Origin of the sequence: Tateyamaria omphalii (assembly GCF_001969365.1) — a bacterium.
Taxonomy (GTDB): Bacteria; Pseudomonadota; Alphaproteobacteria; order Rhodobacterales; family Rhodobacteraceae; genus Tateyamaria; species Tateyamaria omphalii_A.
In genome coordinates, this window is record NZ_CP019312.1 from 3557272 (window position 1) to 3570932 (window position 13661).

14 protein-coding genes are annotated in these 13661 nt (G+C 63.6%); 12 read left to right on the plus strand and 2 right to left on the minus strand.

Features of this window, described 5'->3' with window-relative positions; all coding sequences use genetic code 11:
• Positions 1-6 precede the first annotated feature (6 nt).
• Positions 7-768: a hydroxypyruvate isomerase family protein gene (locus BWR18_RS17820; protein ID WP_076629757.1), complete on the plus strand. Its 762-nt coding sequence runs from the start codon at positions 7-9 to the stop codon at positions 766-768.
• Positions 769-827: 59 nt separating this feature from the next.
• On the plus strand, positions 828-1055 hold the full coding sequence (locus BWR18_RS17825) for a DUF2798 domain-containing protein (protein ID WP_076630411.1): 228 nt from the start codon (positions 828-830) through the stop codon (positions 1053-1055).
• A gap of 121 nt (positions 1056-1176) precedes the next feature.
• Here BWR18_RS17825 and BWR18_RS17830 read toward each other — a convergent pair whose 3' ends face one another.
• Positions 1177-1749: a YdeI/OmpD-associated family protein gene (locus BWR18_RS17830; RefSeq protein ID WP_076629758.1), complete on the minus strand. Its 573-nt coding sequence runs from the start codon at positions 1747-1749 to the stop codon at positions 1177-1179.
• 650 nt (positions 1750-2399) lie between these two features.
• Between BWR18_RS17830 and BWR18_RS17835 the strand changes: the two genes are divergently transcribed.
• From BWR18_RS17835 to BWR18_RS17860, 6 genes are all read left to right on the plus strand, one after another.
• Positions 2400-2786 carry a hypothetical protein gene (locus BWR18_RS17835; RefSeq protein ID WP_157598829.1) on the plus strand — a complete coding sequence of 129 codons (387 nt, stop codon included), beginning with the start codon at positions 2400-2402 and terminating at the stop codon, positions 2784-2786.
• Positions 2787-2918: 132 nt separating this feature from the next.
• Positions 2919-3707, plus strand: a complete 789-nt coding sequence (locus BWR18_RS17840) for an exodeoxyribonuclease III (RefSeq protein ID WP_076629760.1) — start codon at positions 2919-2921, stop codon at positions 3705-3707.
• The gene (locus tag BWR18_RS17845) at positions 3704-4180 is read left to right on the plus strand and encodes a GNAT family N-acetyltransferase (RefSeq protein WP_216637307.1); all 477 of its coding nucleotides are present in this window, start codon (positions 3704-3706) and stop codon (positions 4178-4180) included. The genes BWR18_RS17840 and BWR18_RS17845 overlap by 4 nt, the downstream gene beginning before the upstream one ends.
• Before the next feature lie 45 nt (positions 4181-4225).
• Positions 4226-5143: a thioredoxin family protein gene (locus tag BWR18_RS17850; RefSeq protein ID WP_076629761.1), complete on the plus strand. Its 918-nt coding sequence runs from the start codon at positions 4226-4228 to the stop codon at positions 5141-5143.
• A 27-nt stretch (positions 5144-5170) separates the two neighbouring features.
• A complete protein-coding gene (locus BWR18_RS17855; protein WP_076629762.1) occupies positions 5171-5812 on the plus strand; it encodes an LON peptidase substrate-binding domain-containing protein in 642 nt (213 codons plus the stop codon).
• Positions 5809-5985, plus strand: coding sequence for a Trm112 family protein (locus tag BWR18_RS17860; RefSeq protein WP_076629763.1), 177 nt, complete (start codon positions 5809-5811; stop codon positions 5983-5985). The genes BWR18_RS17855 and BWR18_RS17860 overlap by 4 nt, the downstream gene beginning before the upstream one ends.
• A 65-nt stretch (positions 5986-6050) precedes the next feature.
• Here the strand turns inward: BWR18_RS17860 and BWR18_RS17865 are convergent, their stop codons facing one another.
• Positions 6051-7277, minus strand: coding sequence for an FAD-dependent monooxygenase (locus tag BWR18_RS17865; RefSeq protein ID WP_254684894.1), 1227 nt, complete (start codon positions 7275-7277; stop codon positions 6051-6053).
• An 83-nt stretch (positions 7278-7360) separates the two neighbouring features.
• Here BWR18_RS17865 and BWR18_RS17870 point away from each other — a divergent pair, with 83 nt between their 5' ends.
• The 4 genes from BWR18_RS17870 to BWR18_RS17885 all read left to right on the plus strand — a co-directional run bounded on the left by BWR18_RS17870 (position 7361) and on the right by BWR18_RS17885 (position 13660).
• Complete coding sequence (locus BWR18_RS17870; protein WP_076629765.1) at positions 7361-8689, plus strand: amidase; 1329 nt, start codon at positions 7361-7363, stop codon at positions 8687-8689.
• A gap of 213 nt (positions 8690-8902) precedes the next feature.
• Complete coding sequence (locus BWR18_RS17875) at positions 8903-10081, plus strand: aminotransferase class I/II-fold pyridoxal phosphate-dependent enzyme (protein WP_076629766.1); 1179 nt, start codon at positions 8903-8905, stop codon at positions 10079-10081.
• A 17-nt stretch (positions 10082-10098) separates the two neighbouring features.
• Complete coding sequence (locus tag BWR18_RS17880; protein WP_076629767.1) at positions 10099-12966, plus strand: DNA translocase FtsK; 2868 nt, start codon at positions 10099-10101, stop codon at positions 12964-12966.
• 100 nt (positions 12967-13066) lie between these two features.
• Entirely contained in the window at positions 13067-13660 is a 594-nt protein-coding gene (locus BWR18_RS17885) for a LolA family protein (protein WP_083957759.1), read from the plus strand.
• Position 13661 lies beyond the last annotated feature (1 nt).

The following is a 13661-nucleotide window of genomic DNA, read 5'->3' on the forward strand; positions in this document are numbered from 1 at the left end:
CGGCCAATGCCACGTTTCGCTGCCAATCTGAGCTATCTTTGGGCCGAGTTGCCCTATCTTGACCGGTTCGATGCAGCGGCGGAGGCCGGGTTTCTGGCGGTTGAGGTCCAACAGCCCTATGACGTGCCCGCGCCAGAAACACAGGCGGCGCTGCATCGGAACGGATTGCAATTTGTGCTGCTGAACGCGCCGGGGCCGAATTACGCCGGCGGTGCGCGCGGCTTTGCCGCTGTGCCGGGCGGAGAGGCGCGGTTCGATTACGATATGCGCCGCGCCGTGCGCTATGCTCAGGCGCTCGGCGCCTCGATCATTCACGTCATGAGCGGGGACGGGTCGGGTGCGGCGGCGCGGAGTACGCTCGTGTCCAACCTCAAGCGGGCCGCAGCGACCTTGCCGGGTGGATTGACCCTCACGCTGGAGCCGCTCTGCCCGCAAAGCCAGCCAGACTACTTTCTGGACAGTTTCGACTTGGCTGCAGAGGTGATCGACGCCGTGGGTGCGCGCAATGTCGGGCTGCAATTCGACAGCTACCACGCACAGGAGATCACGGGAGATGCGCTGGGCGTGTTCGAGGCGATGTTTCCTTTGATCCGTCATATTCAGATCGGTGACGCGCCCGGGCGGAGCCCGCCGGGGACGGGCCGTGTCGACATCCCGGCCCTGTTTGCGGCGATTGATGCCCGCGGCTATGAGGGATGGGTCAGCGCCGAGTATCGGACAGAGGGGCGCACGGAGAAAACGCTCGACTGGATGCGCCCGAGCGGGTGATTGCGCGTGGTGCTGGATGCGGTACATCTGGGCCCGAAGAGATGAGCCAGGAGGCCGCGATGATCCCTGCCCGATATGCCCATATTGCCTTCGGTTTCGTTCTGAGCGGGATGATGTCGTTTCTGGTGTCGGGGATTTCGACCCTTCTGACGCTGGGGCCTGTGGCTGGATTTCCGGGGCTGTGGATCGGGGCCTGGTTGCCCAGTTGGGCCGTTGCCTTTCCCATCGTTTTGGTGGTGGCTCCGATCGCGCGGAAATTGGTGGCGAAACTGACCATTCCGGATTGAGACCGGTGCCTGTCCCATGGTGGGACTGCGGCACGCCTGAATGAAATCAAGGGGTTGCAGCGGCGGATTTACCGGATGTTAAGCCTTGGGCCGATCCGGCCGCCCCTGGACGGACGGGGTCTTACCTGCGGAACGGGGACGGGCGCTGGCCGGCGCGGGCGGAGGCGGTGACGTCGGTGATCCGCCTGGCGCGCGTGGGTGCGGTCTTGGCCGTCTTGATCCATTCGAGCGTGCCCCGTTTGACGGAGCGGGGGTAGGCATCCCACACGCCGTGCAGGTCGCCTTGTTTCAGGGCCCGGGCGAGGTCCTGAGGCACCTCGAGCCGTTCCACATCGTCCAGAAACGCCCACATCCCGTTGGCCTGTGCGCTGTCAATGAGCGCCTCGCCCGCGGGCGTCATGGCGCCGGAGGCGCGGGCGGCTTCGACCTTGGCCTTGTTCACGGCGGACCAGGCCGAGTTCGGGTTCCGGGGCGAGATGCGGTAGGACGACCGGGCGTCGTCCACCTTGCGGGTGACGCTGTCGATCCAGCCCCAGCAGAGCAACTCTTCGATTGCGTCGCCCCAGGGCAGGTGGTGCGGTGACGGTTTCTTGTAAACGACAAGCCAGACCGAGTTGGCGGTGGCGTGGTTGGCAGACAGCCACGCGCGCAGTTCGGCGCGGGACTTGACCTCGACAGAGGGTGCGTCGCTCATGGCGCGTCGCCCGGATACCTGGGTCCCAGGCACTTGGTTTTGAGGCTTGTCCCCGCGTGGATCATCGACGTGCCCTCCGGTCGTGGTTGGAACGGCCGTCCCTGACGGCCATCTGGTGATGACAGTCTACACCGTGCAGGCCATTCGGACACCAAAAGCCCGACTTCGGCAAAGCATCGCGCGCGATCCTGGCGCTGCTGGCCGAGATTTTGGGCGTGATTTTGGGCGGGGTGCATCGGGCGGGCGGTGTGCGGTCGGCCTGCGTGCACATCGACGTGGCAAGCGGCGTCGACGGATAGTCCCCGTTCAAGCAGAAGAAGTCGCAAGGCGCGCTGCCGGTGCCGGAACTCAAGGATGAGGCCCATATCGCTGAACGCGTCGCCGTCTGCCGGTGTGTCGAGGCAACGAATCGCCCCACCACCGCTTGCGGCAACGATGGCGAAGGAGCGGCCGACGGTCGAGATGTGGAACCGGCGGATCGAACGTGGGGTGTTTCGCCATGTCGACGATGTCGGGCGCAACGGTCTGAGTTTCTTCGGAGACAAGATCATTGGGACGAGGTTGTCGCAGATGTCGGGCGACCGGCGGCACGGATGGAATGCGTCTGGCGGGAGGCCGCACTTGCCGGACGCCGCCATGTTGCGGGTGAGATGTCTGCAATCGCCGACATCACGCCTTGCGCCGCCTTTTTCCACGGTGTGCCATCCATCACCGAGGGTGTGCCCGATCATCCCGACATGGCCCATCGGTACGCCGATCTGTCGCAACGCCATGGCCCAAAATTGCCGCGGCCCCACCTGATCCACCGGATCATGTCGGGGGCTGTCCGTCCGGCGCGCCAGAAATCTGATCCCGCGATGTATGACAGGCGACAGGCGATTATGTCGGCGTCCCAAAGGCTGTCTGTGCCCTCGACCAGGATCGGCAGGCGCAGGTTCGGGTCATGTCGTCTAAGCAGGCGGGCGGTTGGCGTCGTCGGGCAAGGCCGGCTTTGGGCGCAGGCTGGACCGTATGGCGCAATTGGCGTGACGGCGTGACGGGTGCGTGTGTTTCGCGGTGTCCATCGGCCCGACCCTATATCTCGACCAGGCCGCGCGTCGTTTTCCGGGTGGAGGCCCCGCCCGGCCCCGTTTACTCTGCTGGAAAATCCCGAGCCGGAGCGTCCTGTCATGTCCTTTACCCTTGCCACATGGAACATCAATTCCGTCCGTTTGCGCGAACCCATCGTCCTGAAGCTGCTGCAGGAAGACGCGCCCGATGTGCTGTGCCTGCAAGAGTGCAAGAGCCCGGTGGACAAGATCCCCCGCGAAGGGTTCGAGGCGCTGGGCTATACCCATATGGTGGCGCGCGGCGACAAGGGCTACAACGGTGTCGCCATCCTGTCGAAGATCCCGATGGTGGAATCGAGCGCGCAGGATTTCGCGGATCTGGGCCATGCGCGCCACATTGCGGGGCAGCTTGAGAACGGCGTGACCGTCCACAACTTCTATGTGCCTGCGGGCGGCGACGTGCCCGACCGCGACAAGAACGTGAAGTTCGGGCAGAAGCTGGATTACCTGACCGACATGCGCGACTGGTTTCATGGGGACAAGCCGCAGAAATCCATCCTTGTCGGTGATCTGAACATCGCCCCGCGCGAGGATGATGTGTGGTCGCACAAGCAGCTTTTGAAGGTTGTCAGCCACACGCCCATCGAGGTCGAGCATCTGGCCGAAACGCAGGACGCGGGCGGTTGGGTCGATGTCACACGCGCGGATATTCCGGAGGGGCAGCTTTATTCCTGGTGGTCCTATCGCGCCAAGGATTGGGACGCGGCCGACAAGGGCCGCCGACTGGATCACGTATGGGCCACGCCCGACATCTCGAACGCGGCGCATTCCAGCCGGATCCTGCGCGACGCGCGGGGGTGGGAGAAGCCGAGCGATCATGCGCCGGTCTTTGCGACGTTCGATCTGTGATCCGGCGCGCGCGGATTGAGGAGCGGGATGCGCTGACCGCGATGATGCACCGGTCCAAGGCGCATTGGGGCTATGACGCGGATTTCATGGCTGCGGCGCGCGCTGTGTTGCAGCTGTCTCCGCTGGATTTCGAGAGCGAGCGGCTTGTTGTTTTTGACGACGGGGTGCCGCAGGGTCTGTGCAAGCTGGGGATCGAGGGTGAGATGGCTCAGGTGGACAAGCTGTTCGTGGCGCCCGAAGGGATGGGCAGGGGCGTTGGCCGCGCCCTGATGGAGTGGGCCATTGAGACGGCCCGTGCGGCGGGTGCCAAGCGGATGGAGATCGAAGCGGACCCGGATGCGGCGCCGTTCTATGCACGCATGGGCGCGCGCGAGATCGGGCGCGTGCCGTCCGAGGCCATCGCGGGCCGCACGCTGCCGCTGATGCAGATTGACCTTACCGACTTGGCACGGGGCGGATTGAGGTCCATATAAAGCGCCATCTGCTGCCCTCTGAACGCGCTGCGAAGGAATGACGATATGATGGATTTGGGACTGTCCGCCGGACCCGCTGACGCCGACCTGATCAAGGACGGATCGGAAGCCACCTTCATGCAGGATGTCATCGAGGCATCGCAGACCGTGCCCATCATCGTCGATTTCTGGGCGCCGTGGTGTGGCCCGTGCAAGACCCTTGGCCCCATGCTTGAAGACGCGGTGAAGGCCGCCAAGGGCGCGGTCAGGATGGTCAAGGTCAATGTGGACGAGGCCCAGATGATTGCGGGCCAGTTGCAGATCCAGTCGATCCCGACCGTCTATGCCTTTTTCAAGGGCCAGCCGGTGGACGGGTTTCAGGGTGCGCTGCCCGGATCGGAGATCACGGCGTTTGTGGAGCGGGTGATCAAGGCGGCGGGAGGCGAGGCGCCGGGGGACAGCCTGAACGAGGCTGTCGCCGCCGCCGAAGAGATGCTGACCGAGGGGGCGGCGGTGGATGCGGCGCAGACCTTTGCGGCGATCCTGGGCGAAGATCCGAGCCATGCTGGTGCGTATGGCGGCTTGGTCCGCGCGCATATCGCGATGGACGATCTGGACCAGGCCGAGGCGATCCTGAACGGTGCCCCGGCAGAGATTTCGGAGAGTGCCGAACTGGAAGCGGCCCATGCGCAACTGCAACTGGCGCGACAGGCCGCCGATGCCGGGCCGGTGGCGGAGTTGCGTGCTGCGGTCGAGGCGGACGAGACCGACCTGCAAGCGCGCTTTGACCTTGCGCAAGCGCTGCATGCCAGCGGAGATGCCGAGAGCGCGGTGGACGAGTTGCTGGAGATTTTCCGCCGGGATCGTGAGTGGAACGAGGGCGCGGCCAAGGAGCAGCTCTTTACCATCTTTGATGCGTTGAAACCGAACGATCCGGTGGTCCTGAACGGTCGGCGTAAACTGTCGTCGATGATATTTGCCTGAGGCCGTTTGCGGGCTAGCTGACACGACATGATAAAAGTGGCTGACCTTCCCGGTGTGATCCCGATCTTTCCGTTGCCGGGGGCGCTGCTTTTGCCGCGCGCGCGGTTGCCGCTGCACATCTTTGAGCCGCGCTACCTTCAGATGCTGGACGATGCGTTGAAAACACCCGGTCGCTTGATCGGGATGGTGCAGCCGAACGAGGTTGAAGGGCGCAAGGGCAACGGCTTGCAAACCATTGGTTGTGCCGGACGGGTGACGCAGTTTTCGGAAACCGAAGACAATCGCTATCTGATAACATTGTCGGGCATTTCGCGCTTTCGCGTGCAGACCGAGGTGGACGGGTTCACCCCCTACCGCCGGTGCGAAGTGTCGTGGACCGGGTTTGATCGCGATCAGGGCCGCACGGAGGAAGACCCGACATTTGACCGGCCCGTCTTCCTTGACTTGCTGGGGCGATATTTCGCGGCGCAATCGCTTTCGGCGGATTGGGAGACGTTGAAGGACGCGGATGACGAGTTGCTGATCAACTCGCTGTCGATGATGCTGGACTTTGATCCCGAGGACAAACAGGCCCTGCTTGAGGCGCCGTCGCTGAGCACCCGCCGCGAGACATTGGTCACATTGATCGAGTTCGCGCTGCGCGGTGGCGAAGGGGAGATGATGCAATGAGCATCGAGATTGATCGCCACATGCTGGAGGCGCTGATCTGTCCGCTGACCCATGCCACGCTGCGCTATGATGCGGAGAAACAGGAATTGATTTCCGAGGCGGCCAATCTGGCCTATCCCATCCGCAACGGTATTCCTGTCATGCTGGAAGACGAGGCCCGCAAGCTGGATTGATGGTGCCGGGCGGAGGACACCTCCGCCTTACGAGGGGCGCGTAAGGCGCACGCGTCGTGCGCCCGTCAGAGGCGTTGGCCCTGCATCAGGCGTGGCAGGTCTCCGGTGAGGCCAGCGGCCTCGCGGATGAAGCTGCGGCGCAGGCCGGGCAAGGCATTCACCACCCCCATGCCAATGTCGCGCAGGCCGCGCACCAATGAATTGTCATTCGAAAACAGTCGGTTGAAACCGTCCGTCGCCATGGCCAGCGCGGTGTTGTCGAAGCGGCGCCATTCTTCGTAGCGCTTGAGCACGGCGAGGCTGCCGATGTCTTCGCCCCGGCGGGTGGCGTCTGTGATCACCTCGGCCAGTGCTGCGATGTCGCGCATGCCAGCGTTCAGTCCCTGCCCCGCGATGGGGTGGACGCCGTGGGCTGCGTCCCCGATCAGTGCCAGCCGGTCGGAGATGAGGTTTTGTGCCAGCGACAGCGACAGCGGGTAGGTGTAGCGATGCCCGGCGAGGCTGATGTCGCCCAGAAAGTCGCCGAAACGGGGGCGCAGCATGGTCAGATAGTCGGCGTCCGGCAGGGCGTTGAATCGTTGGGCATTGTCGTCCGTCTCGCTCCAGACGATGGAGGAGACATTGCCGGGCAGGGGCAGGATCGCGAGCGGACCTGGCGGCATGAAGAACTGGTGCGCGATACCGTTATGCGGCTTTTCATGGGCGATGGCGCAGACCAGTGCCGTCTGGCCATAGCCCCAGCCCGTGCGCTTGATCCCTGCGCGGGTGGCGGTGCCGCTGCCGCGCCCGTCGGCGCCGATCAGCACCTTGCCTGTGAGCGTTTTGCCAGAAGCGAGTGTCGCGGTGGCCGACCCCGGTGCGATGTCCTGTGCCGTGACGGTTTCGCCTGCCAGATGGGTGATGTTTTTTGTCGCCGCCATGGCGTCGAGCAGGGTGCGGCGGATATGCCGGTCCTGCACCATGTAGCCCATCGGCCCTTCCTCGATCTCGGCATGGTTGAAGTGCATGAAGAAAGGCGAGGGCCCTTCGCCTGCGCGCCCGTCCGAGACCTTGATCTCGAGCATGGGTTGGCTGTGGTCTGCGATGCTGTCCCAGAGGCCGATCCCGTCCAGCAACCGTTGCGAGGTGAGCGCCACCGCGTAGCTGCGCCCGTCGAAGCCCGCATTCTTGCGCACCTTTTCCCCGAGCGCGTCGATGACCGTGACGCTGTGCCCCGTCTGGGCGAGGGCAAGGGCGAGGATCGGGCCGGAGAGCCCGCCGCCGACGATCAGGATATCGCTGTCATGGGTCATGTGCCGCAATATGGCCGGGCGCTTGGGATTGTCCATGCGCTGCGACGTCGCTACCGTCTGGCCGAAGTGATCGGAGGGCGGGCATGCAGGAGTGGTTGGGCAAGAGTGCGGCGGATCTGGGCCGCGCCATTGGTGCGGGTGAGGTTGATCCGATTGCGTTGTCCCGCGCGTTTTTCGAGCGCATTGAGGGGCATGAGCTGCGGGATCGGGTATATGCCCGATTGACGCGGGATCGGGCGATGGCCGAGGCCCGCGCGGCTGCCGCGCGTGCGGCGTCGGGGCGGCGGTTGTCGGTGCTGGATGGTGTGCCTGTCAGCTGGAAGGACCTGTTCGATACCGCCGGGGACGGGACCGAGGCGGGATCGAACCTGCTGGCCGGTCGTGTGCCGGACCGCGATGCTGTTGTGGTGCAGAATGCGACGGCGGCGGGTCTGGTGTGTCTGGGCAAGACCCATATGAGCGAGTTGGCGTTTTCAGGGTTGGGGTACAACCCGTCGACCGCGACGCCGCCTTGCGTGAATGATGCGGAGGCTGTGCCGGGGGGGTCGTCCTCGGGTGCGGCGGCGTCGGTGGCCTTTGGGCTGGCGCCTGCGGCCATCGGGTCGGATACGGGCGGGTCGGTGCGTATTCCAGCCGCGTGGAACGATCTGGTGGGGTTGAAGACCACCCACGGGCGGTTGTCGCTGGAGGGCTGTGTCCCCTTGTCGCTGAAGTTCGATACGGTGGGGCCGTTGACGCGGACGGTGGAGGATGCCGCCCTGTTGATGGCGGTGATGGAGGGGCGTGCGCCCTGTGATCTGCGTGGCGCGTCGTTGAAGGGGCGCCGCTTTGCGCTGTTGAAGACGGTGGTGCTGGACGACATTCGGGACGCGCCGCGGGCGGCTTATGAGAGTGCGGTGGAGCGGCTCTGTGCCGCGGGTGCCGTGGTGGAGCCGCTGGAAGTGCCGGAGTTGGAGGAGGCGCTGGCGCAGGCGGGGCCGTTGATGCCGGGTGAGGTGTACGGGCTGTGGCGTGATGTGATCGAGGCGCAGCCCGAGGCGATGTATTCGGAGATTTTGCAGCGGTTTCGGCTGGGCAAGGCATTCAGCGCGCCCGATTACAATGCCGCATGGGCCAAGCTGGAGGCCGTGCGGCAGGCCTGGGATATGGCTGTGGCGCCCTATGATGCGGTGCTGGCGCCGACGGCGCCGAATGTGCCGCCAAATCTGGAGCGTTTGACCAGCTATGGCGACTATTACAAGACCGAGAACCTGCTGGCGCTGCGCAACACCCGGGTGGGCAATTTGATGGGGATTTGTGCGCTGACCTTGCCCACGGGCGTGCCCAGTTGCGGGATCATGATGATGGGTTTTCGAGGTGGCGAAGAGGCGTTGTTGCGGTTGGGGGTCGCGGCGGAAGAGGCGTTGAGCTGATCCGAAGGACGCCTTGCGGCGACGCGATTCATGTTTGCTGATGAGGGGTTCCACCCCTCAAACTCCCCGCCGTATTTTCAAAGAGAAGAAGGGCCTGTTGGCGGATTTGCCACAAGTTGGGCGTTTGGCCCGGTTTTTCTGGACGGGGGAGTCGCGGTTGGGGTATCCTTGTTGCAAACGGGGCGTGAATGATCCCGAACCTGAGGCAGTTTGATGAAGTTTCCCGAGCGGTTTTCGAACCTTCCGGCTTATGCGTTTCCGCGTCTGCGCGCTCTGCTCGATCATCACGAGCCGGGTGGCGACGTGGTGCATATGACCATTGGCGAGCCGAAACATGCCTTTCCCGCTTGGGTCACGGATGTGATCACGGAACATGCCGCGGGGTTCAACAACTATCCCCCGAACGAAGGTCTGCCGGAGTTGCGGCAGGCGTTTTGCGATTGGTTGGGCCGCCGCTATGGCGTGGCGATGGATGCCGATGCCAATGTGATGCCCCTGAACGGGACGCGCGAGGGGCTTTATAATGCGGGCATGGCCCTGTGCCCGGAGGTGAAGAACGGGCAGCAGCCGGTCGTGTTGATGCCGAACCCGTTTTACCAGGTCTATATGCTGGCGGCGATTTCGGCGGGAGCGGAGCCTGTGCTGGTGCCTGCGACGGCGGAGACGGGGCATTTGCCGGATTACGCGTCGGTTGATCCGGAGATTTTGAACCGAACGGTGGCCTGCTACATGTGTTCGCCTGCGAACCCGCAGGGGGCCGTGGCGGGCAAGGGCTATTGGCAAGATTTGATTGCGCTGGCCGAGCAGTACGATTTTCAGGTCTTTGCCGACGAGTGCTATTCCGAGATTTACCGCGATGTACCGCCTGTGGGTGTGCTGGAGTGCATTGGGGATGCGGACCCCGAGCGGGTTGTCGCGTTTCATTCGCTGTCGAAGCGGTCGAACTTGCCGGGTCTGAGGTCAGGTTTCATTGTCGGTGGACCCGCGACCATTCGGGAGGCCAAGCAGCTGCGCACCTATGCGGGCACGCCGCTGCCCACGCCCCTGCAACATGCTGCGGCGGCGGTTTGGGCGGATGAGGCGCACGTTGTCCAGAACCGGGCGCAGTATCACGAGAAGTACGACATGGCGGACCGCATCCTGGGCAACGTGCCGGGATACATGTCACCCGAGGCGGGCTTTTTTCTCTGGTTGCCTGTTGGTGACGGCGAGGCAGCGGCGCTGAAGCTGTGGACGGAGACCGGTGTGCGCGTGCTGCCGGGCGCGTATCTGGCGCGTGAGATCGACGGGCTGAACCCCGGACATGAGTTTATCAGGGCCGCGCTGGTGGCCCCAAAGGCAGAGACGGAGCGCGGCCTGATGGCCATCCGCGACGTTCTTTACGCCGCATAAGAAAAGACGAGGCGAGCATGGCATATCAGACACGGCGGGATCCGCTTTTCGATCAAGGGATGCAGGTGGCGCTGGAAAAGCGCGGGCGTGAGTTGGTGGGCATCGGCCTGCTGATCGCGGGCCTGATGGCGGCAGCCATGATGCTGAGCTACAGCCCCGATGATCCGAACTGGATGGCGTCGACCGATGCGCCGGTGCAGAACTGGTTGGGCCGGACCGGTGCCTCCATTGCCGCACCGCTGTTCATGATCGGTGGTTGGGGTGTGTTTGGGATCGCCATTGTTTTGATGGTCTGGGGTGTGCGCTTTGGTCTGCATATCGGGACCGAGCGGGCGCTGGGCCGTTTGATCTTTGCCCCCATCGCGATTGCGTTCGGGTCGATCTATGCCGCGACCTTGCAGCCGGGTGATCTGTGGTTGTCCACGCATGGCTTTGGTCTGGGGGGGCTGTTTGGCGACACGGTCATGGCCTTTATCCTGACCGTGCTGCCCCTTGCGTCGAGCTTTGCCGTCAAGCTGATGTCGCTGCTGATGGGCATTGGCATCGTGGTGTTCGGTGCCTTTGTTCTGGGCTTTACCCGGTTTGAGATCGCGCGGCTGGCGCGGTTCATGCTGGTCGGTTTGGTCATGGCCTATGCCCTTTTGATGACCGTTCTGGGCCGCAGCGCGGGCGGGGCCGTTCAGGCGGCGCGCAGCATCCAGGAACGTCAGGCTGAGCGTCGTGCCGCACGCGCGGCGGAGGCCGCGGAAGCCGAAGCCTATGCTGCGGCGGTGCCGGATGTGCAGGCATATGATTATGACGATGACGAAGAGTATGACGCGCCTGCGAGGCCAAGCCTGCTGTCGCGGATGCCGACGCTGATCAAGCGGTCGGACCCTGTGCCGGATGAGATGCCGGAGCAGGAATTGATCGAGACATATAGCGATGTGGATGTGGGCGAGGGGCCCGGCGATGCGCGGATCAAGTCGAAGATCGCGGATGTGATCAAGGCGCGTGTGCGGTCGAACCCTGCGCTGCAGGCCGAAAGCGTGGCGCCGTTGACCAAGGGGCGGGGCCGCGGGCCAGATCCCCTGGTGTTGAACACTGCGCCGCAGCATGCCTTGCCGCCCGAGCCGCCGCTGACAGCACCTGCGGTTGTGCGGTCTGAGCCGCCTTTGACGGCGGCCCATGCGCCGGTTGACGCATATGTGCCGGTTCCGGACGAGATGCCCGAGCAGTTAGATGTGCCGATGTCCGAGCCCGTTCCGGAGGCGCCTGCCATTCCCGTGGCCGAGCCGCGCCAGATCGTGCAACAGCCCGCCCGCAAGGTCGTGCAGCCCAGCACGCGCGCCCAGCTTGAGGCGCAGCCGAAGCTGAAGTTCGAGGATACGCATCCCGGTTTCGAACTGCCGCCCCTGAACTTGCTGGAAAGCCCGACGGCCGTGCAGCGCCATCATCTGAGTGATGAGGCGTTGGAGGAAAATGCGCGGATGCTGGAAAACGTGCTGGATGATTACGGTGTGAAGGGCGAGATCGTGTCGGTGCGCCCCGGCCCCGTGGTCACCATGTATGAATTGGAGCCAGCGCCGGGTTTGAAAGCGAGCCGCGTGATTGGTCTGGCCGATGATATTGCCCGGTCGATGGCCGCCCTGTCGGCACGTGTGTCCACCGTGCCCGGTCGGTCCGTGATTGGCATCGAATTGCCGAACGAGAACCGGGAAAAGGTCGTGCTGCGCGAGATTTTGGCGAGCCGGGAATTTGGTGACGGCAACCAGAAGCTGCCGCTGGCGTTGGGCAAGAACATTGGTGGTGATCCGGTTGTGGCCAACCTGGCCAAGATGCCTCACCTGCTGATTGCGGGGACAACCGGTTCCGGTAAGTCCGTGGCGATCAACACGATGATCCTGTCGCTGTTGTACAAGCTGACGCCCGAGGAATGCCGGTTGATCATGATCGACCCAAAGATGCTGGAACTGAGCGTCTATGACGGCATTCCGCATCTGTTGTCGCCCGTTGTGACCGATCCGAAGAAGGCGGTTGTCGCCCTGAAATGGGTCGTGGGCGAGATGGAAGAACGCTATCGCAAGATGTCCAAGATGGGCGTGCGCAACATCGACGGCTACAATGGCCGGGTGCGGGAGGCGCTGGCGAAGGACGAGATGTTCAGCCGCACCGTGCAGACCGGATTTGATGACGAGACGGGTGAGCCCGTGTTCGAGACCGAGGAGTTTGCGCCCGAGGCGATGCCCTACATCGTGGTCATCGTGGACGAGATGGCCGACCTGATGATGGTCGCGGGCAAGGAGATCGAGGCGTGCATTCAGCGGCTGGCGCAGATGGCGCGGGCGAGCGGTATCCACCTGATCATGGCGACGCAACGGCCTTCGGTCGATGTCATCACCGGCACGATCAAGGCAAACTTCCCGACGCGGATTTCCTTCCAAGTGACCTCGAAAATCGACTCGCGCACCATTCTGGGCGAGATGGGGGCCGAGCAGCTCTTGGGCATGGGGGACATGCTGTACATGGCGGGTGGGGCGAAGATTACCCGCTGTCATGGGCCGTTTGTGAGCGATGAGGAAGTCGAGGAGATCGTGAACCACCTCAAGGCCTTTGGCGCGCCGGACTATGTGTCGGGTGTGGTCGATGGGCCGGATGAGGACAAGGAAAGCAACATTGACGCTGTTCTGGGTCTGGGTGGAAACACGGATGGCGAGGATGCGCTTTATGATCAGGCGGTGGCCATTGTGATCAAGGATCGCAAATGTTCGACCTCGTATATCCAGCGGAAACTGGCCATCGGCTACAACAAGGCCGCGCGGCTGGTTGAGCAGATGGAGGACGAGGGCGTCGTGTCGTCGGCCAACCATGTGGGCAAGCGTGAGATTCTGGTGCCGGAGCAGTGATCGGCGGGAACTGCCCGTTCCTGCTGACGGTTGATATCGCATAACACGTGGTCGCGGCCTATATACATGGGCCAAGACCAGACAATGGAAGGTGAGCGGTATGACCCTTTGGACCCGGATGGCGGCTGTGGCCGTGGCGATTGTGGCGGCGCAGGCGGCCTGGGCGGACAAGCTGCCCCTGAATGCGATTTCCAGCTATTTGAACGATTTGCGCACGGCGCAGGGCACGTTCACGCAGATCAATGATGACGGGACGGTGGACACCGGCAACATCTATATCAAGCGGCCGGGCAAGATGCGGTTCGAGTACAATGCGCCGAATGAGTCGCTGCTGGTGGCGAGCGCCAACGCCGTTTACATCGTGGATTCCAAGTCCAACCAACCGCCCGAGACCTATCCGCTGCGCCGGACGCCGCTGTCGCTGATCCTGGCGCGGAACGTGAACCTGTCTCAGGCCAATATGGTCGTGGGGCATGACTTTGACGGCACAGCCACGATTGTGACGGCGCAGGACCCCGAGCATCCGGAATACGGCAACATCCAGATGAAGTTTACAGGCAACCCGGTGCAGTTGCGTCAGTGGGTCGTGAATGACAGCGGAGGCGGTCAGACCACCGTGGTGTTGGGTGAGTTGCAAACAGGCGGTTCGATTTCCAACCGCCTGTTCGATGCACCGCGGCGCACCGCTGACTAGA